Source organism: Pseudomonas sp. D3-27, assembly GCF_051132165.1.
Classification (GTDB): Bacteria; Pseudomonadota; Gammaproteobacteria; order Pseudomonadales; family Pseudomonadaceae; genus Aquipseudomonas.
Map to the genome: position 1 here is coordinate 234,839 of NZ_CP071667.1, position 22,274 is coordinate 257,112.

General features: G+C 60.3%; 22 protein-coding genes and 1 pseudogene. 9 read left to right on the forward strand and 14 right to left on the reverse strand.

The genetic code is table 11. The features are described from left to right. Window positions 1-4: 4 nt before the first annotated feature. Window positions 5-976, reverse strand: a complete 972-nt coding sequence (gene exbB, locus J3P92_RS01020) for a tonB-system energizer ExbB (RefSeq protein WP_434608851.1) — start codon at window positions 974-976, stop codon at window positions 5-7. Window positions 977-1,164: 188 nt separating this feature from the next. Here exbB and J3P92_RS01025 point away from each other — a divergent pair, with 188 nt between their 5' ends. Further along, complete coding sequence (locus J3P92_RS01025; protein WP_434649664.1) at window positions 1,165-2,022, forward strand: SDR family oxidoreductase; 858 nt, start codon at window positions 1,165-1,167, stop codon at window positions 2,020-2,022. A 128-nt stretch (window positions 2,023-2,150) separates the two neighbouring features. Here J3P92_RS01025 and J3P92_RS01030 read toward each other — a convergent pair whose 3' ends face one another. The 6 genes from J3P92_RS01030 to J3P92_RS01055 form a co-directional block, all read right to left on the reverse strand. Continuing rightward, window positions 2,151-2,891, reverse strand: a complete 741-nt coding sequence (locus J3P92_RS01030) for a hypothetical protein (RefSeq protein ID WP_434649666.1) — start codon at window positions 2,889-2,891, stop codon at window positions 2,151-2,153. 55 nt (window positions 2,892-2,946) lie between these two features. Beyond that, window positions 2,947-3,327, reverse strand: a complete 381-nt coding sequence (locus J3P92_RS01035) for a RidA family protein (RefSeq protein WP_030142177.1) — start codon at window positions 3,325-3,327, stop codon at window positions 2,947-2,949. A 33-nt stretch (window positions 3,328-3,360) separates the two neighbouring features. After that, the gene (gene spoT, locus J3P92_RS01040) at window positions 3,361-5,466 is read right to left on the reverse strand and encodes a bifunctional GTP diphosphokinase/guanosine-3',5'-bis pyrophosphate 3'-pyrophosphohydrolase (protein WP_030142176.1); all 2,106 of its coding nucleotides are present in this window, start codon (window positions 5,464-5,466) and stop codon (window positions 3,361-3,363) included. A gap of 60 nt (window positions 5,467-5,526) precedes the next feature. Next, window positions 5,527-5,790, reverse strand: coding sequence for a DNA-directed RNA polymerase subunit omega (gene rpoZ, locus J3P92_RS01045; RefSeq protein ID WP_003177259.1), 264 nt, complete (start codon window positions 5,788-5,790; stop codon window positions 5,527-5,529). 167 nt (window positions 5,791-5,957) lie between these two features. Beyond that, window positions 5,958-6,578 (reverse strand): guanylate kinase, encoded by a 621-nt coding sequence (gmk, locus tag J3P92_RS01050; protein WP_047735756.1) that lies wholly within the window; start codon window positions 6,576-6,578, stop codon window positions 5,958-5,960. Between the two features lie 12 nt (window positions 6,579-6,590). Beyond that, a complete protein-coding gene (locus J3P92_RS01055; protein ID WP_420767156.1) occupies window positions 6,591-7,454 on the reverse strand; it encodes a YicC/YloC family endoribonuclease in 864 nt (287 codons plus the stop codon). Window positions 7,455-7,719: 265 nt separating this feature from the next. On the opposite strand from J3P92_RS01055, the gene rph reads away from it, so the two are divergent. The 3 genes from rph to gltS all read left to right on the forward strand — a co-directional run bounded on the left by rph (window position 7,720) and on the right by gltS (window position 10,542). Then, window positions 7,720-8,442 (forward strand): ribonuclease PH, encoded by a 723-nt coding sequence (gene rph, locus J3P92_RS01060; RefSeq protein WP_434561629.1) that lies wholly within the window; start codon window positions 7,720-7,722, stop codon window positions 8,440-8,442. Window positions 8,443-8,472: 30 nt separating this feature from the next. Then, window positions 8,473-8,841: a DUF4870 domain-containing protein gene (locus J3P92_RS01065; protein ID WP_186615200.1), complete on the forward strand. Its 369-nt coding sequence runs from the start codon at window positions 8,473-8,475 to the stop codon at window positions 8,839-8,841. A 492-nt stretch (window positions 8,842-9,333) separates the two neighbouring features. Then, the gene (gene gltS / locus J3P92_RS01070; RefSeq protein WP_420767158.1) at window positions 9,334-10,542 is read left to right on the forward strand and encodes a sodium/glutamate symporter; all 1,209 of its coding nucleotides are present in this window, start codon (window positions 9,334-9,336) and stop codon (window positions 10,540-10,542) included. A gap of 93 nt (window positions 10,543-10,635) precedes the next feature. Here the strand turns inward: gltS and J3P92_RS01075 are convergent, their stop codons facing one another. Next, window positions 10,636-11,415: an exodeoxyribonuclease III gene (locus tag J3P92_RS01075; RefSeq protein ID WP_013694557.1), complete on the reverse strand. Its 780-nt coding sequence runs from the start codon at window positions 11,413-11,415 to the stop codon at window positions 10,636-10,638. 83 nt (window positions 11,416-11,498) lie between these two features. Between J3P92_RS01075 and pyrE the strand changes: the two genes are divergently transcribed. After that, a complete protein-coding gene (gene pyrE / locus J3P92_RS01080; protein ID WP_060740059.1) occupies window positions 11,499-12,143 on the forward strand; it encodes an orotate phosphoribosyltransferase in 645 nt (214 codons plus the stop codon). 193 nt (window positions 12,144-12,336) lie between these two features. Here pyrE and argB read toward each other — a convergent pair whose 3' ends face one another. From argB to coaBC, 4 genes and pseudogenes are all read right to left on the reverse strand, one after another. Beyond that, window positions 12,337-13,242: an acetylglutamate kinase gene (gene argB, locus J3P92_RS01085; RefSeq protein ID WP_030138216.1), complete on the reverse strand. Its 906-nt coding sequence runs from the start codon at window positions 13,240-13,242 to the stop codon at window positions 12,337-12,339. A 26-nt stretch (window positions 13,243-13,268) separates the two neighbouring features. Next, a pseudogene (locus tag J3P92_RS01090) lies at window positions 13,269-14,684 on the reverse strand (phosphomannomutase/phosphoglucomutase); the annotation flags it as partial. Between the two features lie 236 nt (window positions 14,685-14,920). Then, entirely contained in the window at window positions 14,921-15,376 is a 456-nt protein-coding gene (gene dut, locus J3P92_RS01095) for a dUTP diphosphatase (RefSeq protein ID WP_030138214.1), read from the reverse strand. Between the two features lie 5 nt (window positions 15,377-15,381). Further along, window positions 15,382-16,590 (reverse strand): bifunctional phosphopantothenoylcysteine decarboxylase/phosphopantothenate--cysteine ligase CoaBC, encoded by a 1,209-nt coding sequence (gene coaBC / locus J3P92_RS01100; RefSeq protein WP_434649668.1) that lies wholly within the window; start codon window positions 16,588-16,590, stop codon window positions 15,382-15,384. 144 nt (window positions 16,591-16,734) lie between these two features. On the opposite strand from coaBC, the gene radC reads away from it, so the two are divergent. Beyond that, on the forward strand, window positions 16,735-17,409 hold the full coding sequence (gene radC, locus J3P92_RS01105) for a RadC family protein (RefSeq protein ID WP_420767176.1): 675 nt from the start codon (window positions 16,735-16,737) through the stop codon (window positions 17,407-17,409). 134 nt (window positions 17,410-17,543) lie between these two features. On the opposite strand, the gene J3P92_RS01110 is transcribed toward radC, so the two are convergent. Further along, a complete protein-coding gene (locus J3P92_RS01110; protein WP_434649670.1) occupies window positions 17,544-19,130 on the reverse strand; it encodes an ABC transporter substrate-binding protein in 1,587 nt (528 codons plus the stop codon). A gap of 448 nt (window positions 19,131-19,578) precedes the next feature. Here J3P92_RS01110 and rpmB point away from each other — a divergent pair, with 448 nt between their 5' ends. Next, entirely contained in the window at window positions 19,579-19,812 is a 234-nt protein-coding gene (rpmB, locus tag J3P92_RS01115) for a 50S ribosomal protein L28 (protein ID WP_003177273.1), read from the forward strand. An 11-nt stretch (window positions 19,813-19,823) separates the two neighbouring features. Further along, window positions 19,824-19,979, forward strand: a complete 156-nt coding sequence (gene rpmG, locus J3P92_RS01120) for a 50S ribosomal protein L33 (RefSeq protein ID WP_003177274.1) — start codon at window positions 19,824-19,826, stop codon at window positions 19,977-19,979. A gap of 115 nt (window positions 19,980-20,094) precedes the next feature. Here rpmG and J3P92_RS01125 read toward each other — a convergent pair whose 3' ends face one another. After that, the gene (locus tag J3P92_RS01125) at window positions 20,095-20,457 is read right to left on the reverse strand and encodes a cupin domain-containing protein (RefSeq protein WP_420767161.1); all 363 of its coding nucleotides are present in this window, start codon (window positions 20,455-20,457) and stop codon (window positions 20,095-20,097) included. Window positions 20,458-20,689: 232 nt separating this feature from the next. On the opposite strand from J3P92_RS01125, the gene J3P92_RS01130 reads away from it, so the two are divergent. Further along, complete coding sequence (locus J3P92_RS01130) at window positions 20,690-22,183, forward strand: aldehyde dehydrogenase (protein ID WP_420767162.1); 1,494 nt, start codon at window positions 20,690-20,692, stop codon at window positions 22,181-22,183. The last annotated feature ends 91 nt before the right edge of the window (window positions 22,184-22,274 follow it).

Consider the following 22,274-nt stretch of genomic DNA (forward strand, 5'->3'; position numbering starts at 1 on the left):
CCGATTACCCCACTTTCACCATGTGTGGTTGCGAGCCACGCTCGGGCGGCAGGTGATCGAGGTCGCGACTGACCAGCAGCAGGACTTCGGCCGAAGCGTCGGAAACCTGGGCCTTGTAGCCGGCGATGGAGCGGGCGAAGACGTTGTAGATAACCACCGCCGGGATGGCCGCGACCAGGCCCAATGCGGTCGCCAGCAAGGCCTCGGCGATACCGGGGGCAACGACGGCAAGGTTGGTGGTCTGGGTCTTGGCGATGCCGATGAAGCTGTTCATGATCCCCCACACGGTGCCGAACAGGCCGACGAACGGCGCAGTGGAGCCGATGGTGGCGAGCACGCCGGTGCCGCTGCTCATGTTGCGACCGCAGGCCGCGACCAGGCGCTCGAGGCGGAAGCTCACGCGCTCCTTGATGCCCTCCTTCTCGCGGCTGTTGGCCGACAGGCGCATTTCTTCGAGCGCATCGTGGACCAGCAGGTTGGCGAGTGTGCCTTCCTTGCCGGCGGTGGCACTGGCTTCCTTGAGAGTGGTGGCTTTTTTCAGCGCGGCGATTTCACCCCGCAGGCGACGCTTGGCGCCAAGCAGTTCAAAGCCCTTGGCGATCCAGATCGTCCAAGTGATGATCGAGGCGATGGCCAGGCCGATCATCACGGCTTTGACGACCACGTCGGCGTTTTTGTACATGCCCCACGGCGACAGGTCGTGGGCCATGCCCAGGGTATTGTCGGCTTCGAGCACTTGAGGCGCCTCGGCCTCGACGGCCTGGCTCGGATCGGTGGCCACGGGCGTTGCAGCAGGTGCGGCCGGGTCCGCCGGTGCCTGGGTGGCAGCAGGCGTGGTGGCGGGGGTCGATGCGGGCGTCTGCGCATCAGCGAAGGCGGCGCTCGGCGCCAGCATCAGACTGAGCAGCAAGGCTGCCACGGCGCCCCAGGCGCGGGGTCGGTTGGTTGGCGAAGCGGAAGAGAAAGAACGTGTCATGCTGGCCGGACCTGAGAATAAAAGAAGGTTGATGTTCTTCCAGGCCTCGTGAGGCCGAGAACAAAAGTGGCGAGCATTATTGCAAGTAATTCTTGTTAACAAAAGTAATACAGTAACTTTTTTTGCTTCATGGCTAGCCGCTCGTCCAATGCGAAGGCTAGTCTGCGGCTTTCCCAGAGGAGTTCTTGATGTCCGCGCCTTCTGTTTTGATCGCCGGTTGTGGCGATATAGGCGGCCGCCTGGCGAGCCAGCTCGTGGCCGAACATTGGCGGGTCCATGGCTTGCGGCGTACGGTTTCGAACCTGCCGGCCGGGGTTGTCGGAGTCGCGGGGGACCTGTTCAGTGCGCAGTGTCCCGTCGACTGGCCTGTGGGGTCGTTGGATTATCTGGTGTACAGCGCCGCCGCTACCGATCATGACGAGGCGGGCTATCGTGCCGCTTATGTCGAAGGGTTACAGCATGTGTTGGGCTGGCTGGAACAGCATGGCCAGCGGCCCAAACGATTGCTCTTTGTGTCCAGCAGCAGCGTGTATGGACAGCAGGGCGGGGAGTGGGTGGACGAAAGCTCGCCCACCGAGGCGGGCGGTTATTCCGGGCGAGTGATGCTGGAAGCCGAGCAGGTGGCACTCGACAGCGGCATCCCGGCCAGTCGCATACGCCTGACCGGCATCTACGGACCGGGGCGGGAATGGCTGCTGAGCCAGGTGCGCCAAGGCTATCGCGTGGTGATCGACCCGCCGCTCTATGCCAACCGCATCCACGCCGACGATGCCGCCGGCCTGCTGGCGTTTCTGCTGAAAGCTGATCATCAGGGCAAGACGCTGGAAGACTGCTACATCGGCGTCGATGACACCCCCGCGCCGCTGGCCGAGGTGGTGGGTTGGTTGCGTGACTACATGGGCGTTACCGAATGGGCCGACGACGCCAGCGTGCGCCGCGCCGGCAGCAAGCGCTGCAGCAACGCCCGGGCCAAGGCGTTGGGCTGGACGCCGCGTTATCCGAGCTTTCGCGAGGGGTATGCGGCGATTCTGGAAAGTCGTTGCTGATTCGCCTGACAGCCCCAAACCAACTGTGTGAGCGAGCTTGCTCGCGATGAGGCCCTAACAGTCAACATCAAGGTTGACCGTTACACCGCCATCGCGAGCAAGCTCGTTCCCACAGGGGGCACACCGGGTTATCGCTTTTCAAGCACCCATTTGCGATCACCCGGCGTGAACGATGGCATTTCATCCGCCAGCGCCGCGTTCACGGTCTGGAAGATTTCCAGTTTCTTGCCGTCGCGGGAAAAAATCCAAGTGTTGCCCTGACCGTTCTGTTGCAGCCAGATGTTGTCGTTGCCACCGCTCATGGAGGCGCAGTCGCCGGCCAGGCACAAGGCGTAGCGATCAGTGCCCGGCAAGCCGCTGACTTGACCATCGGGCTGGAATTGCACGGTGGCGCCCTGGCCAGGCCCTTCGGCGATGTTCCAGATGCCGCCGAGATAAGCCGAATACAGGGCGCGCTCGAAACTGGCGCCAATCGGCGCGCCTTCCGGTACCTGTACTTGGGCGCGGTCGAACACTTGCTGTGGTTCGTTTTCGGTGGCGGCCTGGCTCAACTGGTCGCCGTCGCGCTTGAGTTCGCTGGCCGAGCTGCCGTAGAAGTCGACTTTCCAGGCGCCGTCTTCTTCGCCCTGCAACTTGCCTTCGACATTCTCAAAACCATTGGTGTAACGCGCCTGGCCAGCCCGGGTGTTGACGTCCCATTCCAGGTTCGGGCCATAGGCCTGCAATGCTTCGCGAAGCGGGCCGCCTTTGGCGGCAGCGTCGATGGCGGCCTGGTTGATCCAGGTGCCGCTGATGTCACGGTCTGCAGGGTCGCTGGCGCAGCCGCCCAGGAGCAGGGCGAGCAGGGAGAAAGCAAGCGCTTTGCGCATGGTGGAATCCTTTCAGAACGAAAACGGCGCAGCGGGAAAGGCTGCGCCGGGCGTTTTACTCGATGACCAGGATGGCATCCATCTCGACCTGGGCGCCTTTTGGCAAGGCAGCCACGCCAATGGCAGCGCGGGCAGGGTAAGGCTGGTCGAAATACTTGCCCATGATCTCGTTGACCTTGGCGAAGTGGCTCAGGTCGGTGAGGAAGATGTTGAGCTTGACGATGTCCTTGAACGAGCCGCCGGCAGCTTCGGCCACGGCTTTCAGGTTCTCGAACACTTGCACGGTCTGGGCTTCGAAGCCCTCGACCAGCTCCATGGTTTTCGGGTCCAGCGGGATTTGCCCCGACATGTAAACGGTGTTGCCCGCCTTGATCGCCTGGGAATAAGTACCGATGGCGGCCGGGGCCTTGTCGCTGGAGATAACGGTCTTGGTCATTCATGACTCCTTGTAATGAGGGCGAGTGAGACGCTATGCGCGCATGCGAGTGATGCGGATGACCCCTGTCAGGGCGCGCAGTTTCTTGATCACGCGGGCCAGGTGTACGCGGTCGTGCACGCTGACCACCAGTTGGACGACGCTGATGCGACCGTCGCGTTCGTCCATGCTGATTTTCTCGATGTTGCCGTCGGCGGCGTTGACGCTGCTGGCCAGCAGTGCGATCAGGCCGCGCTGGTGCTCCAGCTCGACGCGCAGTTCGACATTGAATTCGCCGGTGACATCCTTGGCCCACGAAAGCTGGATGCATTTTTCTGGGTTGTGGCGGATTTCGCTGATATTGCGGCAGTTGTCCAGGTGCACCACCATCCCTTTGCCGGCGGACAGATGGCCGACAATCGGATCGCCAGGAATCGGCGTACAACACTTGGCGTAACTGAGGACCAGGCCTTCGGTGCCGCGAATCGCCAGCGGACCTTCAGGGCTCGGCAATTGTTCGCCTTCGCCGAGCAGTCGGCGGGCGACGACGTAGGCCATGCGATTGCCCAAACCGATGTCCTCGAGCAGATCTTCGATCAATTCGAGACGGTATTCGTGGAGCATGACCTGTACGCGCTCGGCCGGGATCTTGTCCAGGGAACTGTCGAAGCCGTTCAGTACCTTGTTCAGCAGGCGTTCGCCCAGGCTGATGGACTCGGAGCGACGTTGCAGCTTCAGCGCATGGCGGATATGCGTGCGGGCCTTGCCGGTGACCACAAAGTTGAGCCACGCCGGGTTGGGGCGCGCGCCGGGGGCGCTGACGATTTCCACCGTGGAGCCGCTTTGCAGCGGTTCGGACAACGGTGCCAGGCGACGATTGATGCGACAGGCAATGCAGCTGTTGCCGACGTCGGTGTGCACGGCGTAGGCGAAATCCACCGCTGTGGACCCTTTGGGCAGCTCCATGATCCGGCCCTTGGGCGTGAAGACGTAGACCTCGTCCGGGAACAGGTCGATCTTCACGCTCTCGATGAATTCCAGGGAATTGCCGGCCCGTTGCTGCATTTCCAGCACGCCTTTGACCCACTGCCGCGCGCGGGCGTGAGTGCTCTTGGGTTGCTCGTCGCCACTGGATTTGTACAACCAATGGGCGGCGATGCCGTTGTTGGCCATCTCTTCCATTTCACGGGTGCGGATCTGGATTTCGATCGGTACGCCGTGCATGCCGAACAGCGTGGTGTGCAGCGACTGGTAACCGTTGGCCTTGGGAATCGCGATGTAATCCTTGAAGCGCCCAGGCAGCGGTTTGTACAAATTATGGACAGCACCCAGCACGCGGTAGCAGGTATCGACCTTGTCGACGATGATCCGGAACGCATAGACGTCCATGATTTCGTTGAAGGCCCGGCGCTTGCCGCGCATTTTCTTGTAGATGCCGTACAGGTGTTTCTGCCGCCCGCTGACTTCGCCTTCGATGCCGTCGATGGCCAGACAGTGGCTCAGGGACTCTTCGATCTTGTTGACGATTTCCTTGCGATTGCCCCGGGCGCGCTTGACGGCCTGGTTGATGCGCGCCGAACGCATCGGGTGCATCGCCTTGAAACCCAGGTCCTCGAACTCGATGCGAATTGCGTGCATGCCCAGGCGATTGGCGATGGGTGCGTAGATTTCGAGGGTTTCCTTGGCGATTCGCCGGCGTTTCTCGCCGGACAGCACTTCCAGCGTGCGCATGTTGTGCAGGCGGTCGGCGAGCTTGACCAGGATCACGCGGATATCGCGGGCCATGGCCATGGCCATTTTCTGGAAGTTTTCGGCCTGGGCCTCGGCCTTGGTCTCGAAGTTCATCTGGGTCAGCTTGCTGACCCCGTCGACCAGTTCGGCCACGGTTTCGCCGAACTGCGCTTGCAGCGCTTCCTTGGCAATGCCGGTGTCTTCGATCACGTCGTGCAGCATGGCCGCCATCAGGCTCTGATGGTCCATGTGCATGTCGGCAAGAATATTCGCCACCGCGAGCGGGTGCGTGACGTACGCCTCGCCGCTGCGGCGGCGCTGGCCGTCGTGGGCTTGTTCGGCGTAGAAATAGGCTCGGCGGACCAGGTTGACCTGGTCCGTGCCGAGGTAGGCCGATAAGCGATCGGCGAGGGCGTCTATGCTCGGCATGATAGTGACTCCTGCCGTGTGCTGTGACCCCGCGCCGTGCTACGTCGACCAGGCATAGGCTTAGACCGCCTCGTTGGACTCGTCCTCGAACGCTGCGAACAGCGGTTCGTCTTCAACGATTTCAGCGTTGGCGATGAACTCGTAGCTCATCAGGCCTTCGGCGATTTCACGCAGCGCTACCACGGTAGGCTTGTCGTTTTCCCACTGGACCAATGGCTCTTTGCCGCCGGTGGCCAGTTGACGGGCACGCTTGGTAGAGAGCATGACCAGCTCAAAGCGGTTTTCCACGTGTTCTAGGCAGTCTTCAACGGTTACGCGGGCCATGGTATTCCTCGGAGCGAATGCAATATGCGCGCTGCCCGGTTGGGCGAGCGGACTCAACAGTTTAAAAAAACACCAGCGTTTAGGGAAGCGCTGATTTTTTGATCAAACCCCTCGGCGCGCTGCGAGTACCAATGTAAAGCCGTCGCAGCGGTTTTGGGAAGGGCTGTTCAGCCCAGCAGTTCAGCCAAAAGCTTGCCGAAACGTTGCTGCTGGCGCTTCTGTTGCAGCTGGCTGGCGCGGAAAATCGCCTTCAGGTCGTCCAGCGCGTGGGCAAAATCGTCATTGATGATCAGATAATCGTAATCGACGTAATGGCTCATTTCGCTGACCGCTTCACGCATCCGGCCTTCGATGATTTCATCGCTGTCCTGGCCGCGGTTGGTCAGGCGTTGGCGCAAGGCTTGCTGGCTCGGCGGCAGGATGAAGATGGAGCGGGCCTGGGGCATCAGCTTGCGAACTTGCTCGGCGCCTTGCCAGTCGATTTCCAGGATCAGGTCGTGGCCTTCGTCGAGGGTTTGCTGGAGGTAGCTCTGCGAAGTGCCGTAGAGGTTGCCGAAGACTTCGGCGCGCTCGAGAAAGTCGCCGTGCTCGGCCATCCTCACGAACTCTTCACGGTCAACGAAGTGATAGTTCACGCCATTCACTTCGCCCGGGCGCATGGCGCGGGTGGTGTGCGAGACCGAGACGCGGATCTGCGGCTCGGCATCGATCAATGCCTTGACCAGGCTGGTCTTGCCAGCGCCCGAGGGCGCGGAAATGATGTAGAGAGTGCCGGTGCTGTGGGTCATGTCGGGTTAGCCTTACTCAATGTTCTGCACTTGTTCGCGCATTTGCTCGATCAACACCTTGAGGTTGACCGCCGCCTGCGTGCTGCGCGGGTCGAAGGCTTTGGAGCCCAGTGTATTGGCTTCGCGGTTGAGCTCCTGCATCAGGAAGTCGAGGCGGCGACCGGCCGCACCGCCGGATTTGAGCACCCGGCGAACTTCGATGATGTGGGTGCTCAGGCGATCCAGTTCTTCGGCCACGTCGCTTTTTTGCGCGAGCATGACCATTTCCTGTTCCAGGCGCTGCGGGTCCAGCTCGGCCTGCATGTCGGCGAAGCGGTCGAGGACTTTCTGGCGTTGGGTGGCGAGCATTTGCGGGACCAGTTCGCGCAGGGTGACGACATCTTCTTCAATAGAGGTCAGGCGCTCGTTGATCAGACGGGCCAGCTCCGCGCCTTCACGCTCGCGACCCGCCTTGAGTTCCTTCAGCCCTTGAGTGAAGAGTGCCAGCGCCTCGGCATTCAGCGCTTGGGGATCGCTCGCATCGCCGACCAGCACGCCTGGCCAGGCCAGTATTTCCAACGGATTGAGGGCGGCGGGGTTCTTGATCAAGCCGGCGACGGTTTCTGCGGCCGCGACCAGTTGCGCAGCGCGTTCGCGATCGACCTGCAGCGTCTTGCCACTGCTTTCTTCGGTGAAGCGCAGGGTGCATTCCAACTTGCCCCGGGACAAGCCCTGGCGCAGCGCTTCGCGCACGCTGCCTTCCAGATCGCGGAAGGATTCGGGCAGGCGCAGATGCGGCTCCAGGTAGCGGCTGTTGACCGAGCGCAATTCCCAGCTCAGCGTGCCTTGGGCGCCGGCCTTTTCGACTCGGGCGAAGGCGGTCATGCTGTGCACCATGGGGATTCCTCGCAATGCAAGCCGGCCACAATCGGTCGTCGTGGGGCCTGGGGTCTGTGGGTTGATGCTGAAGGACAGCAAAGGCGCAGGATTGTAGCGCAGTGCGACGCAAGCGCCCAAACAGCTCCGGTAACAAAGCGCTGCAGCCCGTCGGCCGGGGCTTTGAGCGCGTTCGTCCGTCGCGTTGGATTTTTAGACCTGCCTTATGGCAGCGCACGGCTTTATAATGCCCAGCAGTTTTCCGTCCCCTGTACAGGTGTTCCCTATGAAACGTCCAAGTGGTCGCGCTGCCGATCAGCTTCGCTCGATCCGCATTACCCGCAACTACACCAAACACGCCGAGGGATCTGTACTGGTCGAATTCGGTGATACCAAGGTCATCTGCACCGTCAGCGTCGAAAACGGCGTGCCTCGCTTCCTGAAGGGCCAGGGGCAAGGCTGGTTGACCGCCGAATACGGCATGCTGCCGCGCGCCACCGGCGAGCGGAACCAGCGCGAGGCCAGCCGTGGCAAGCAGGGCGGCCGGACCCTGGAGATCCAGCGATTGATCGGCCGTTCCCTGCGCGCTGCGCTGGACATGTCCAAGCTTGGTGATGTGACGCTGTATGTCGATTGCGATGTGATCCAGGCTGACGGCGGCACCCGCACCGCTTCCATCACCGGCGCGATGGTTGCGTTGGTCGACGCCTTGAAAGTGATCAAGAAACGCGGTGGCCTCAAGGGCGGTGACCCGCTCAAGCAAATGATCGCCGCGGTGTCGGTGGGCATGTACCAGGGCGAGCCGGTGCTGGACCTGGACTACCTCGAAGACTCCGCCGCCGAGACCGACCTGAACGTGGTCATGACCAGCGCTGGAGGCTTCATCGAAGTCCAGGGCACTGCCGAAGGCGCGCCGTTCCAGCCGCAAGAATTGAACGCTATGCTGGAGCTGGCGAAGAAAGGCATGACCGAAATCTTCGAATTGCAAAAGGCCGCGTTGGCCGACTGATTGTTGTGCGCTTCAGACAAGGAGAATGTCATGAGTGATGAGCAAGTCCTGTTGCCCCAACCGAGCAAAGAAGCGCGGCAATGGGCAATGTTTTGTCACCTGTCTGCACTGTTGGGAATTTTCATTCCGTTCGGTTCGCTGATCGGGCCGCTGGTCATCTGGCAGCTCAAGCGTGAGTCCGACCCGTTCATCGATGCCCAGGGCAAGGAAGCGCTGAACTTCCAAATCACTGTGGCTATCGCTGCGGCGATCAGCTTGCTGCTGATGATCGTGGTGATCGGTTTCTTCCTGTTTGGCCTGGTCGCCATCGGTGCGCTGGTGCTGACCATTATTGGCGGTGTGAAAGCCAATGAGGGGCAGCCGTACCGATATCCCTTTACCTGGCGGTTGGTTAAATAGCGAACAGCGCTGCGATATAAAAATGCCCCGGTTATCGGGGCATTTTTATTAGGGGTGCGAAACTTGGTGTTTCTATAAAAACAATCGGAAAAGTCTGATAACGCTTCGTAGAAATGGATTCTTGCTTGATGTGATTCCATCACTGATGGAAGTATCGAAACAAGAAGTTAAGAACTCAGAGATTGATGTCACAAAACCGTTCATTGCAACAGCCGTCGTGTCCAGCTGCGCATGGTCTCTTGTAGGTATATTGCCGCTCTTAAACTTTTAGTCACAACTGATCGATGCTCGCGTGGCCCATATGCTTGGCATCGATAGTCTTCGGTTGATAGAGTCGCTCCAAGCAATATTCTCCGTGAAATATTTCGATATATTCAAGCCATTGAAGGCGTTTGAATTAAAGACCAATCAGTGTTGAGCATTCAACCTGCTCAAGTGGCGTGTCCAGGTAAAAAGTTCGCCCTTGAATAGATACAGAAAAGATGGATATTCATGTTTCAGCTCGATTTCTACGGCACGCTTGTCGCCGCCTCCCTGGTACTTTTACTGGGGCGTGGGCTTGTGGGCCGTGTTGGTTTTCTGCGTGTCTACAATATCCCCGAGCCTGTAGCAGGCGGGCTGGTAGTGGCTTTGGTTCTTTTGGCTTTGCGCGCACTTGATATTGAAGTTCGGTTTGATACTTCGTTGCAAACGCCATTGATGCTGGCTTTTTTCGCCACGATCGGCCTGAGTGCGGATTTCGCCAGTCTGAGAAGAGGCGGGCGCGTGGTGGGGATTTTCCTGTTGGCGGTGACCGGCTTGCTGGTGGTCCAGAACGCCATGGGCATCGGGCTGGCAAAAGCGCTGGGGCTCGACCCCTTGATGGGATTGCTGACCGGCTCGATTAGCTTGGCGGGCGGCCATGGAACAGGCGCAGCGTGGGGAACGGTGTTCAGTGAGAAATACGGCCTGGCTTCCGCTTCCGAACTCGCGATGGCTTCTGCGACGTTTGGCTTGGTGTTGGGCGGTTTGATCGGTGGTCCGGTTGCTCGCCTGCTCATCAAGCGTGTCCAAGTGCCCGGTTGCCTTGAGTCGCAAAAGCCTCGCGCGCCCAAGGGGTTCGAGCAGCCGAACGAAGAACGCTCGATCACGCCGTTCTCGTTCATCGAGACACTTGCTCTTATCGCTGTCAGCCTGTTGGCTGGCACGCTCCTGAACGGGCAGCTCCACGGTACCGCATTCGAGTTGCCGACGTTCGTTTGCGTCCTGTTCGTGGGGGTAATCTTGCGCAACGGTCTTTCGGCGCTTGGCTTGTATCAGGTTTTCGAGCGTGAAGTGTCTGTGCTTGGCAACGTCAGCTTGTCGCTGTTCCTGGCGATCGCCCTCATGTCGCTCAAGTTGTGGGACCTGGCGTCACTGGCCTTGCCAATCTTCATCATTTTGGCAGTCCAGACGTTGATCATGGCTTTGTTTGCGATTTTCGTGACGTTCAGGCTGATGGGTAGCCACTACGACGCCGCGGTCCTGGCGGCAGGGCATTGCGGTTTCGGGCTGGGGGCTACGCCGACGGCGATTGCCAACATGCAGGCGGTGACTCAGCGCTACGGACCCTCGCAGATAGCGTTTCTGGTGGTACCCATGGTGGGAGCGTTCTTCATCGATATCGTCAACGTCATCGTCATCAAGCTGTACCTTGCCCTGCCGTTATTTGCCGCGGCTTGAAGCCTGAAGCGGATACATGCTCCAAAAAAATACCCGTATCTCGCGATACGGGTATTTTTTGACCGGTCGGCCTGAAGCAGCTCGTCGATACGCTTAGATCGTCAGCGTCCAATCGTAGTCCACGATCAGCGGCGCGTGCTGCGAGAACCGTGGCTGGCGCGGCAGGCGGGCGCTGCGTACGAAGCGGCGCAGCCCAGGCGTCAGCAACTGGTAGTCGAAACGCCAGCCGAGATTGAGCATCTCGGCCTGCTCGTTGTCCGGCCACCAGCTGTACTGGTCGCCTTCGCGGCTGACTTCACGCAGGGCGTCGACATAGCCCATGTTGCCAATGATCTCGTCCATCCAGGCCCGTTCCGGCGCCAGGAAACCAGGAGATTGCTGGCTGTCGCGCCAGTTCTTGATATCCAGCTTCTGTTGCGCCACGTACAGCGAGCCACAATAAATGTACTCGCGACGTTTGCGCCGCTGTTTATCAAGGTAACGGGCGAAGTCGTCCATCAACTTGAATTTCTGATTCAAATCTTCATCGCCGTTCTGCCCCGAAGGGAGCAGTAAGGTCGCGATGCTGACCTTGTCGAAATCGGCTTGCAGGTAGCGCCCGTAGCGGTCCGCCGTCTCGAAACCGAGACCGTTGATGACAGCCTTCGGTTGCAGCCGCGAGTACAAAGCCACGCCACCCTGGGCGGGGACTTCAGCATCGCAGGCATAAAGGAAGTAACCATCCAGTTGGAAGGCTGCATCGTCCAGTTCAAAGGCGGAGGCGCGGGTGTCCTGCAGGCAGATGACGTCGGCATTCTGTGCTTGCAGCCAACTGAGCAAACCACGCTCCACTGCAGCCTGAATACCATTGACGTTCACACTGATGATCCGCATAAATGGCCCCAAAAATCACGTGCGTGTATGATACACGCCGTGTACCTATTTAGCTAAATCCGCGGTATTTGAGGCTTTTTTTCATGCAGGCGTATCAGCGCGATTTCATTCGCTTTGCCATCGATCGCGGTGTTCTGCGCTTCGGTGAGTTCACCCTCAAGTCCGGGCGCACCAGTCCGTACTTCTTCAACGCCGGCCTGTTCAACAGCGGCACCGCCCTGGCGCAGTTGGGTCGGTTCTATGCCGCGGCCATCGTCGAGAGCGGCATCCCGTTCGACGTATTGTTCGGGCCCGCCTACAAAGGCATCCCGCTGGCCGCCACCACCGCCGTCGCCCTGGCCGAACACCATGGCCGCGACCTGCCCTGGTGCTTCAACCGCAAGGAAGCCAAGGCCCATGGCGAGGGCGGTAGCCTTGTCGGCGCGCCGCTGACCGGCGATGTGCTTATCATCGATGACGTCATCACCGCCGGCACCGCCATTCGCGAAGTGATGCAGATCATCGCCTCGCAAGAAGGCGCCAAGGCCGCCGGCGTGCTGATCGCCCTGAACCGCCAGGAGCGCGGCAATGGTGAGCTGTCGGCAATTCAGGAAGTTGAGCGCGACTTCGGCATCCCGGTGATCAGCATTGTCTCGCTGAACCAGGTGCTGGAATTCTTGGCCGATGATCCGCAGCTCAAGCAGCATCTGCCGGCGGTTGAGGCTTATCGGGCGCAGTTTGGCGTCTAAGAAGCCCGATGATTTTGATCTTGTGGCGAGGGAGCTTGCTCCCGCTGGGTCGCGCAGCGGCCCCAATATTTTTGCGATCGCTGCGCAATCGAGCGGGAGCAAGCTCCCTCGCCACAGAAGCTCATCTGAAAGTTAAATAAAAAAAGACCCCGCTCAACCAGGTTGAGCGGGGTCTTTTTTTTGCAGGTATCGCTTAAGGACGCTTGCGATTGCTGATCAACGTACCCACGCCGGTATCGGTGAAGATCTCCAGCAGGATCGCATTCGGCACGCGACCGTCGATGATCAACGAACTTCCCACACCGCCCTGTACCGCTTCCAGCGCGCAACGAATCTTCGGCAGCATGCCGCCGTAGATGGTGCCGTCGGCGATCAAGTCGTCGACTTGCTGGGTCGACAAGCCGGTCAGGACCTTGCCGGTCTTGTCCATCAGGCCGGCAATGTTGGTGAGCAGCATCAGCTTCTCGGCCTTCAGCGCCTCGGCGACCTTGCCGGCCACCAGGTCGGCGTTGATGTTGTACGACTCACCGTTGGCGCCCACGCCGATTGGCGCGATGACCGGGATGAAGTCGCCCTTGACCAGCAAATTCAGCAGGTCGGTGTTGATGCCGACCACTTCGCCCACCTGGCCGATGTCGATGATTTCCGGCTGGGTCATCTCCGGGGTCTGGCGCGTAACGGTGAGCTTCTTCGCGCGGATCAGCTCGGCGTCCTTGCCGGTCAGGCCGATGGCGCTGCCGCCGTGACGGTTGATCAGGTTGACGATGTCCTTGTTGACCTGGCCGCCGAGCACCATTTCCACTACATCCATGGTCTGTGCGTCAGTGACGCGCATGCCGTCGATGAAATGGCTCTCGATGGAGAGGCGCTTGAGCAGGTCGCCGATCTGCGGGCCACCACCGTGCACCACCACCGGGTTGATGCCCACGGCCTTCATCAGCACGATGTCGCGGGCAAAGCCGGTTTTCAGCTCCTCGCTTTCCATCGCGTTGCCGCCGTACTTGATCACCAGGGTCTTGCCGACATAGCGTCGGATATAAGGCAACGCTTCGGACAGGACCTTGGCGGTGTTGGCGGCGGCTTCGCGTTCGAGGGTCATTCAGGGCTCCGGTGGTGATTCAAAAATCAGAACGGTAGTTGGAGATCGGGTGCAACACGTTTGAGTTGGGTGTGGAACACGTCCTTGATGCGCTGCAGTTCGGCCTCGTTGTCGGCCTCGAAGCGCAGCACCAGCACCGGCGTGGTGTTGGAGGCGCGAACCAGGCCCCAGCCTTGTGGGTAGTCGACCCGCACACCGTCGATGGTGGTCAGTTCGGCGCCTTCGCCCCACTGGGCATCGTGCAGTGCATCAATGATGCTGAATTTGCTCTCTTCGGTCACATGGATATTGATTTCCGGCGTAGAAATATCGTTCGGGAAGGTTGCGAACAGTTCTTCCGCAGTGGATTTTTCCTTGCTCAGAATCTCCAGCAGGCGTGCCGCGCTGTAGATGCCGTCATCAAAACCGAACCAACGCTCCTTGAAGAAGATGTGGCCGCTCATTTCGCCGGCCAGCAGGGCACCGCTCTGTTTCATTTTCTTTTTGATCAACGAATGGCCGGTTTTCCACATCAGCGGACGGCCGCCGTATTCCTTGATCAGCGGCACCAGGCGACGGGTGCACTTCACGTCGAAGATGATTTCCGCATCGGGGTTGCGTGCCACGACGTCCTTGGCGAACAGCATCAGCAGGCGGTCCGGGAACACGACGCTACCGGTCTCGGTCACCACGCCCACGCGGTCGCCGTCGCCGTCGAAGGCCAGGCCCAGGTCGGCATTGGTTTCCTTGACCTTGGCGATCAGGTCTTGCAGGTTTTCCAGCTTGCCCGGGTCCGGGTGGTGGTTCGGGAAGTTGCCGTCGACTTCGCAAAACAGCGGGATAACTTCGCAGTTCAGGGCTTCGATCAGTTGAGGGGCGATCACGCCAGCCGCGCCGTTGCCGCAATCGACCACCACTTTCAGGCGGCGAGCGAGCTTCACGTCCTTGACGATCTCATCGTTGTAGCGCGGGAGGATGTCGACCTTGGTCACGCTGCCCTGGCCGCTGCTCAAGTCATTGGTCTTGAGGCGGGTGTGCAGGGCCTGGATCTGCTCGTTGGCGAGGGTGTCGCCGGCGATGACGATCTTGAAGCCGTTGTAGTTCGACGGGTTGTGGCTGCCGGTGAGCATCACGCCGGATTTACCAGCCAGCACGTTGGCGGCGTAGTACAGCGCCGGTGTTGGCACCAGGCCGACGTCGCTGACATGGCAACCACTGTCGGCAATGCCCTTGATCAATTGCTCGACCAGTTCCGGGCCGGACAAACGACCATCGCGGCCGACGTTCACGTTCGGTTCGCCCTGGGCCAGGCTCTGGGAACCAATGGCGCGGCCAATCCAGTAAGCGGTTTCAGCCGTCAGGGTTTCCGGCACGACGCCACGGATGTCGTAGGCGCGGAAGATACTGTCAGGAAAGATCGGGGCGATTGCGGCTGGGGTGTTCATGGGCGGGCGCTCTATCAGGAAAGTGACTGGACACGCCGACAGGGGCGTCGGCAGGCTCAAGCTGAAGGGTATGACGGCGTTTTTGGCAGAGAGTTCGCGGTGGGAGCGTGCCATGAGACAGCGGTATCCCGGTCTGAACCGTCTAAAACCTTGATTCCCGGTGGGAAACCTTGTCGCCAGCCGTTGCGCATTTTTCGTCCTGAAACAGAAGCTTAATAAAGCAGCTAGGCAAGGTGCCCGGCTGCAACGCAGTATCAATGACTGCCGGAATGCCCGAAGCCGCCGGCGCCACGTTGGCTTTCGTCGAATTCCTGGACCAGTTCGAAGTGGGCCTGGACCACTGGCACCAGCACAAGCTGAGCGATGCGTTCGCCCACTGCGATGTTGAAAGCGGTCTGGCCACGGTTCCAGCAGGACACCATCAGTTCGCCCTGGTAGTCCGAATCGATCAGGCCGACCAGGTTGCCCAGCACGATGCCGTGCTTATGGCCCAGGCCCGAGCGTGGCAGGATCAGCGCGGCAAGGCCCGGGTCACCGATATAGACCGACAGGCCGGTCGGAATCAGCAGGGTCTGGCCCGGCTCCAGGACGGTGTCCTGCTTGAGCATGGCCCGCAGGTCGAGGCCGGCGGAGCCCGGTGTGGCGTACTGCGGCAATGGAAATTCGTTGCCGATGCGTGGGTCGAGGATCTTGGCTTGTAGAGCGTGCATTGAAATTAAACCTGGTTCAGCCGTTCGGCGATGAAAGTGATCAGTTGGCGGGCGATCTTGCCCTTGCTGGTCTGGGCGAAAAGCGTGGCGTGCAACTGGCGGTCGATCACGCTGCAGGCGTTTTCCTCGCTGTTGAACCCAATGCTCGGGTTGGCGACGTCGTTGGCGACGATCAGGTCCAGATTCTTGTCCTTGAGCTTGCGCGCGGCGTAATCGAGGAGGTGTTCGGTCTCGGCGGCGAAACCCACACTGAACGGACGGTCGGGGCGGGTGGCGATGGTGGCCAGAATGTCAGGATTGCGCACCATTTGCAGGAGCAGGCCGTCGCCGCTCGTAGGGTCTTTCTTCAATTTTTGCGGGGCGACGACTTCAGGCCGGTAGTCCGCCACTGCCGCCGAGGCGATGAAGAGGTCGCACGGGATGGCCGCTTCGCAGGCGGCAAGCATGTCCCGGGCGCTGACGACGTCGATGCGCGTAACCCGGTCTGGGGTCGGCAGGTGCACGGGGCCGGTAATCAGCGTCACCCGGGCGCCAGCCTCTACGGCGGCTTCGGCCAGGGCGAAGCCCATTTTCCCTGAGCTGTGGTTGGTGATGTAGCGCACCGGGTCGATGTTTTCCTGGGTCGGCCCGGCGGTGATCAATACGTGCTTGCCCGTCAGGGCTTCGCGCTTGAAGCAGTCGGCGGCGCATTGGGCCAGGTCGGTGGCTTCTAGCATGCGGCCCATCCCGACATCGCCGCAGGCCTGGCTGCCGGAAGCTGGACCGAAGATTTTCAGGTTGCGACTTTCAAGCAGTTCCAGATTGGCCTGGGTGGCCGGGTCGCGCCACATGGCCTGGTTCATGGCCGGTGCCACGGCGACCACCGCGTCGGTGGCGAGCACCAGGGTGGTCAACAGGTCATTGGCGATGCCCTGGGCCAGGCGGGCGATGAGGTCGGCCGTGGCCGGGGCGATCAACACCAGGTCGGCCCACTTGGCCAGTTCGATATGGCCCATGGCGGCTTCAGCCGCCGGGTCAAGCAGATCCAGGTGGACCGGGTGGCCGGACAGGGCCTGCATGGTCAGCGGCGTGATGAATTCACTGCCGCCACGGGTCATGACGACCCGCACTTCCGCGCCCTGGTCGATAAGCCTGCGAACCAGCTCGGCGCTCTTGTAGGCGGCAATGCCGCCGCCGACGCCCAGAACGATGCGTTTCCGATACAGCCGCTGCATAGGCCTGCCTTTCGATTTCAGTGGTCAGCGCAGAGCGAAACCCTTGGCGTGAGCTGCCTGGGTGAAAATCGCCTGCAAAAAAGATGGGCTAAGATATCACAGCGTCCGCTATGGAACAGCGGCGCCCACTATCAGGGAGATGCCATGAGTATTCGGGATTGGCCCGTGGCCGAGCGGCCGCGGGAAAGGTTACTGGCATCGGGAGCGGAGAGTCTTTCGGACGCCGAGTTGCTGGCGATTTTCTTGCGCACGGGAGTGGCGGGCAGAAGCGCGGTGGATCTGGCGCGACACCTATTGAGTCAATTTGGCTGCCTGCGCGCGCTGCTTGAAGCGGACCAGGTTACGTTCAGCAGTCAGATGGGCCTGGGCCCGGCGAAATTCGCACAGTTACGGGCAGTTCTCGAAATGGGCCGGCGACATCTGGCAGAGCGGATGCGGCAAAAATCAATGCTTGAGGATCCGCAGGCTGTTCGTGACTATCTGAAGTCAATGCTGCGCCACGAGCCTCATGAGGTTTTTGGTTGTCTGTTCCTTGATTCACGGCACCAGGTGCTGGCGTTTGAAGCACTGTTTCGCGGCTCGATCGCCACGGCCACCGTTCACCCTCGGCAAGTGGTCAAGCGGGCCCTGGCCCACAATTGCGCTGCCGTGATCCTGTGCCACAACCACCCCTCCGGCAACACCGAGCCCAGCCAGGCCGACCGAATGCTCACCGAGCGGCTTCAGGAGGCGCTGGAGCTGATCGATGTGCGGGTGCTCGATCATTTCATCGTTGGCGATGGGGAGCCACTGTCCATGGCGGAGTATGGGTGGATGTAGGTTCGATCTGACGAACAAGACCCTTTGTGGGAGCGAGCTTGCTCGCGATAGCGGTTGCTCAGTCAGCATTGATGTGTCTGATGCGCGGCTATCGCGAGCAAGCTCGCTCCCACAGGGGGGCTGTGGGGCTGGGGTTACTTGAAGCTGACCTTGGAGTAATCCTGGCGCCCAAACGGGCTCACCGCATACCCCTGCACATCCTTGCGGGTCAATGCGAAGGCGGTCGGGTGCGCCAACGGCAGCCAAAGGGCCTGCTGCTGGATCTGAGCCTGTGCCTGTTCGTAGAGCTTGGTGCGGACACCTTGCTCGCCAGTGGTCTTGCCAGCACTGATCAGCTTGTCCAGGTCCGGGTTGCAATAACGGGCGAAGTTGGTGCCGGACTTGACCGCCGCGCAGGAAAATTGCGGCGTGAGGAAATTGTCCGGATCGCCGTTATCACCGGCCCAGCCCATGAACAGCAGGTCATGCTCGCCAGCCTTGGCGCGGCGGATCAGCTCGCCCCATTCGATCACGCGGATTTCCGCCTGGATGCCGATTTCCGCCAGGTCCGATTGCAGCAGTTGGGCGCCAAGGCTCGGGTTGGGGTTGAGCAGGCTGCCGGAAGGGCGAGTCCATATGGTGGTCTTGAAGCCCTCTTTCAACCCGGCCTTGGCCAGCAGGTCCCGAGCTTTGGCCGGATCATGGGCATAGCCGGGCAGGTTTTTGGCGTAGCTCCAGGTGTTTGGGGGGTAAGGACCGTTGGCCGCTTCGGCGGTGCCTTCGAAAACGGTCTTGAGGTAGCTGGGCTTGTCAAACGCGAGATTGATAGCCTGACGGACTTCAGGTTTGTCCAAGGGGGGATGCTGGCTATTAATCGCCAGGAAGGCGGTCATGAAGGCGTCAGTCTGTTCCACTTTCAACGTAGGCTCTTGCTTGGCGGCCTGTACGTCCAACGGCTTGGGCGACAACGCGATCTGGCATTCATTGCGCCGCAGTTTCTGCAGGCGAACGTTGGCGTCCGGGGTGATGGCGAAAATCAGGGGGTCGACCTGAGGCTTGCCGCCAAAGTATTCGCTGTTGGCCTTGTAGCGGATCGAGGCGTCTTTCTGGAAACGGCTGAAAATGAACGGGCCGGTGCCAATGGGCTGGCTGTTGAGTTGTTCCGGCTTGCCGGCCTTCAGCAACTGGTCTGCGTATTCGGCTGAATAGATTGACGCAAAGCCCATGCTCAGCGTCGCCAGGAAGGTCGAGTCGGCATGGTCCAGTGTGAATCGCACCGTTAGCGGGTCCAGGGCGTCGATTTTTGTGATCAGCGACGGCAATTGCATGGATTGAGCGTGTGGGAAGCCACTCTGCGCCACTTTATGCCAAGGGTTGGCGGGATCCAGCATGCGGTCGAAGCTGAACTTGACGTCTTCGGCGGTCAAGTCGCGGTGCGGTGTGAAATAGTCGGTGTGGTGGAACTTGACCCGAGGACGCAGCTTGAACACATAGGTCAGTCCATCGGGCGACACTTCCCAGCTGTCGGCCAGGCTCGGGACCACTTTCCCGCTGGCCGTATCGAAGTCCACCAGGCGGTTCATCAGCACGTCGGCCGAAGCATTGGTGGTGGTCAACGAGTTGTATTGAACGACATCGAACCCTTCCGGGCTGGCCTCGGTACATACGCTCAGGGCGGCGGCCTGGACCAGAGGGCTGATCAGCAGAGGGGCGAGCATCAGTGGTAGGGCAGCGAGGCGCATGATTTGATTTCCTGTGCAGGTCGGAGGCCCATCTGCGAGTGCAGTCTGGAAAAGGTCTACCCTAGTGGGCTCGCCTGCAAATGACTATCCCCATTTTGCATTTTCCGGCACTCTTTCCTGCGCTTCGCAGGAGGTGCCCTGGGTTGGAACCCGGCATCGATTGAAAAAAACCTGCGCGCCGCGACGAGCGGTAAGGCCATCGCCGGCCCTTGCCCCAGCCGCCCGGGGCTGCCGATTGATGATTTCCAACGAAGACAAATCACACCGGCTGTTGTTGTGCTGGGGTCTTTCTGGTATAAAGCAGCGCTCTTTTCTAGGGGCCCGGTTCCTTCACTGTAGGTGTAGCCGGTAAGACCCTTAAAGAAACGCGGCGCCTGGCGCCAAATGACTGAGAGATTAAGCGGCCAACCCATGCCGGGTTGGGCATGTGGTTTTAGAGGGCTGAGGCATGTCGAGAGTCTGTCAAGTTACCGGTAAGGGTCCGGTGACTGGGAATAACATTTCCCACGCAAACAACAAAACCCGTCGTCGTTTCCTGCCGAACCTGCAGCATCACCGCTTCTGGGTTGAAGAAGAGAAACGTTTTGTACGTCTGCGCGTATCTGCCAAGGGCATGCGCATCATCGACAAGCGTGGCATCAGTGTCGTGCTGGCCGAACTTCGTCGCGATGGCAAGGTTTAAGGGAGCTAATCATGCGTGAATTGATTCGTTTGATCTCGAGCGCCGGTACTGGTCACTTCTACACTACCGACAAGAACAAGCGTACTACCCCGGACAAAATCGAGATCAAGAAATATGATCCGGTTGTTCGCAAGCACGTGATCTACAAGGAAGGCAAAATCAAGTAATTGATTTTTCCTTCTTTACGAAAAAGGCCCGTATCGCGAGATACGGGCCTTTTTTGTTAACGGTGTCTTGTCTGTCAGGGCGCCCTCGCGAGCAAGCCCAGACAGCACAAAACCCTCAGGCCTTCTGCTCGAACACCACATAAATCTTGCGGCAAGGCTCCAGCACTTCCCAGGTGCCCTTGAACCCGGCCGGAATCACGAAGCGATCGCCCGCCCGAAGTGTCTTGGCATTGCCTTCGGCATCCCGCAGCACCGATACGCCCTGAACGATTTCGCAGTATTCGTGTTCCGTATAGTTGACCGTCCACTGGCCGACCGCACCTTCCCAGACCCCGGCATTCATCTGGCCGCATGGGCTGTTGTAATGATTGAACACCGCCTGTTCAGGATCACCCTTGAGTATTTTGGTGGGGTCCGGGCGATAGCGTTCGGGGGTAGTGTTGGCCTGGCTGAAATCGACGATGTCCTGAATATGCATGCAAGTGATCCCCGGAGATAGCGTGGAAGGCCTCGAGTCTATGTTTATTAAAACGAACATCGCAAGGCCGTTTGCCAGCGTTATGTCAAATATATTGAAACATTAGCGGCGGCTGGTTTAGGGTGGCGGATGTTCCGTGCCGATAACAGCGCCGAAAACGGGCTGGCCGGGCAGAATTCTTGAGCGCTGCGGGTGCCGCGGCGTTCCTACCCAATAAGAGGAGGACACTCGCATGACCACCCTGACTCGTGCCGACTGGGAACAGCGTGCCCGCGACCTGAAGATCGAAGGCCGCGCTTTCATCAACGGCGAATACACCGATGCGGTGTCCGGCGAAACCTTCGATTGCCTCAGCCCGGTCGATGGCCGCCTGCTGGGCAAGGTCGCCAGCTGTGACGTGGCCGATGCCCAGCGCGCCGTCGAAAATGCTCGCGCCACGTTCGATTCCGGCGTCTGGTCGCGCCTGGCGCCGAGCAAGCGCAAAGCCGCCATGATTCGCTTCGCCGGGCTGCTCAAGCAGAACGCCGAGGAGCTGGCCCTGCTGGAAACCCTGGACATGGGCAAGCCGATCAGCGATTCGCTGAATATCGACGTGCCCGGGGCCGCCCAGGCGCTGAGCTGGAGCGGTGAAGCCATCGACAAGATCTACGACGAAGTGGCCGCGACGCCCCACGATCAGTTAGGCCTGGTGACCCGCGAACCCGTCGGCGTGGTCGGCGCCATCGTGCCGTGGAACTTCCCGCTGATGATGGCTTGCTGGAAGCTCGGCCCTGCGTTGTCCACCGGTAACTCCGTGGTGCTGAAACCATCGGAAAAATCCCCGCTGACCGCGATCCGTATCGCCGCCCTGGCAATTGAGGCGGGTATTCCCAAAGGTGTGCTGAACGTTCTGCCGGGCTACGGCCATACCGTTGGCAAGGCGCTGGCCTTGCACATGGATGTCGATACGCTGGTATTCACCGGCTCGACCCGGATCGCCAAGCAACTGATGGTCTATTCCGGAGAGTCCAACATGAAGCGCGTCTGGCTGGAAGCCGGCGGCAAGAGCCCGAACATCGTGTTTGCCGATGCCCCGGACCTGCAAGCCGCCGCCGAATCCGCCGCCAGTGCCATTGCCTTCAACCAGGGCGAAGTCTGCACCGCCGGCTCGCGCCTGCTGGTGGAGCGTTCCATCAAGGACACCTTCCTGCCGCTGGTGATCGAGGCCCTCAAGGGCTGGAAGCCTGGCAACCCGCTGGACCCGGCCACCAATGTCGGTGCCCTGGTCGATACCCAGCAGATGAATACCGTGTTGTCCTACATCGAGGCCGGTCACAGCGACGGCGCCACGCTGGTGGCGGGCGGCAAGCGGATCCTCGAAGAGACCGGCGGCACTTACGTTGAACCGACGATCTTCGATGGCGTGAGCAACGCAATGAAGATCGCCCAGGAAGAAATCTTCGGCCCGGTATTGTCCGTCATCGCCTTCGACAGCGCCGAAGAGGCCATCCAGATCGCCAACGACACGCCATACGGCTTGGCTGCCGCGGTCTGGACCAAGGACATCTCCAAGGCCCACCTGACCGCCAAGGCGCTGCGCGCCGGCAGCGTCTGGGTCAACCAGTACGACGGCGGTGACATGACCGCGCCGTTCGGTGGCTTCAAGCAGTCCGGTAACGGCCGGGACAAGTCGTTGCATGCGTTCGACAAATACACCGAGCTGAAGGCGACCTGGATCAAGCTCTGATGAAATGACGGCTCCGGATCCGGTTCGGGCCCTCAAGTAGCGCTAGTCCCCTGTGGGAGCGAGCTTGCTCGCGATCAGCGGTATGACAGTC

Coding starts and splice junctions, on each gene's coding strand:
- argB (WP_030138216.1), bottom strand. CDS start 13,242: ATGACCCTCGAACGCGAAGCCGCCGCCAACACCGCCAAGGTCCTGTCC.
- spoT (WP_030142176.1), bottom strand. CDS start 5,466: ATGCCGAGCATAGACGCCCTCGCCGATCGCTTATCGGCCTACCTCGGC.
- J3P92_RS01030 (WP_434649666.1), bottom strand. CDS start 2,891: ATGCGCAAAGCGCTTGCTTTCTCCCTGCTCGCCCTGCTCCTGGGCGGC.
- J3P92_RS01035 (WP_030142177.1), bottom strand. CDS start 3,327: ATGACCAAGACCGTTATCTCCAGCGACAAGGCCCCGGCCGCCATCGGT.
- coaBC (WP_434649668.1), bottom strand. CDS start 16,590: ATGCAGCGGCTGTATCGGAAACGCATCGTTCTGGGCGTCGGCGGCGGC.
- J3P92_RS01025 (WP_434649664.1), top strand. CDS start 1,165: ATGTCCGCGCCTTCTGTTTTGATCGCCGGTTGTGGCGATATAGGCGGC.
- rpmB (WP_003177273.1), top strand. CDS start 19,579: ATGTCGAGAGTCTGTCAAGTTACCGGTAAGGGTCCGGTGACTGGGAAT.
- gltS (WP_420767158.1), top strand. CDS start 9,334: ATGTTTCAGCTCGATTTCTACGGCACGCTTGTCGCCGCCTCCCTGGTA.
- J3P92_RS01110 (WP_434649670.1), bottom strand. CDS start 19,130: ATGCGCCTCGCTGCCCTACCACTGATGCTCGCCCCTCTGCTGATCAGC.
- rph (WP_434561629.1), top strand. CDS start 7,720: ATGAAACGTCCAAGTGGTCGCGCTGCCGATCAGCTTCGCTCGATCCGC.
- rpmG (WP_003177274.1), top strand. CDS start 19,824: ATGCGTGAATTGATTCGTTTGATCTCGAGCGCCGGTACTGGTCACTTC.
- gmk (WP_047735756.1), bottom strand. CDS start 6,578: ATGACCCACAGCACCGGCACTCTCTACATCATTTCCGCGCCCTCGGGC.
- J3P92_RS01075 (WP_013694557.1), bottom strand. CDS start 11,415: ATGCGGATCATCAGTGTGAACGTCAATGGTATTCAGGCTGCAGTGGAG.
- exbB (WP_434608851.1), bottom strand. CDS start 976: ATGACACGTTCTTTCTCTTCCGCTTCGCCAACCAACCGACCCCGCGCC.
- radC (WP_420767176.1), top strand. CDS start 16,735: ATGAGTATTCGGGATTGGCCCGTGGCCGAGCGGCCGCGGGAAAGGTTA.
- J3P92_RS01055 (WP_420767156.1), bottom strand. CDS start 7,454: ATGGTGCACAGCATGACCGCCTTCGCCCGAGTCGAAAAGGCCGGCGCC.
- J3P92_RS01130 (WP_420767162.1), top strand. CDS start 20,690: ATGACCACCCTGACTCGTGCCGACTGGGAACAGCGTGCCCGCGACCTG.
- dut (WP_030138214.1), bottom strand. CDS start 15,376: ATGCACGCTCTACAAGCCAAGATCCTCGACCCACGCATCGGCAACGAA.
- J3P92_RS01125 (WP_420767161.1), bottom strand. CDS start 20,457: ATGCATATTCAGGACATCGTCGATTTCAGCCAGGCCAACACTACCCCC.
- rpoZ (WP_003177259.1), bottom strand. CDS start 5,790: ATGGCCCGCGTAACCGTTGAAGACTGCCTAGAACACGTGGAAAACCGC.
- J3P92_RS01065 (WP_186615200.1), top strand. CDS start 8,473: ATGAGTGATGAGCAAGTCCTGTTGCCCCAACCGAGCAAAGAAGCGCGG.
- pyrE (WP_060740059.1), top strand. CDS start 11,499: ATGCAGGCGTATCAGCGCGATTTCATTCGCTTTGCCATCGATCGCGGT.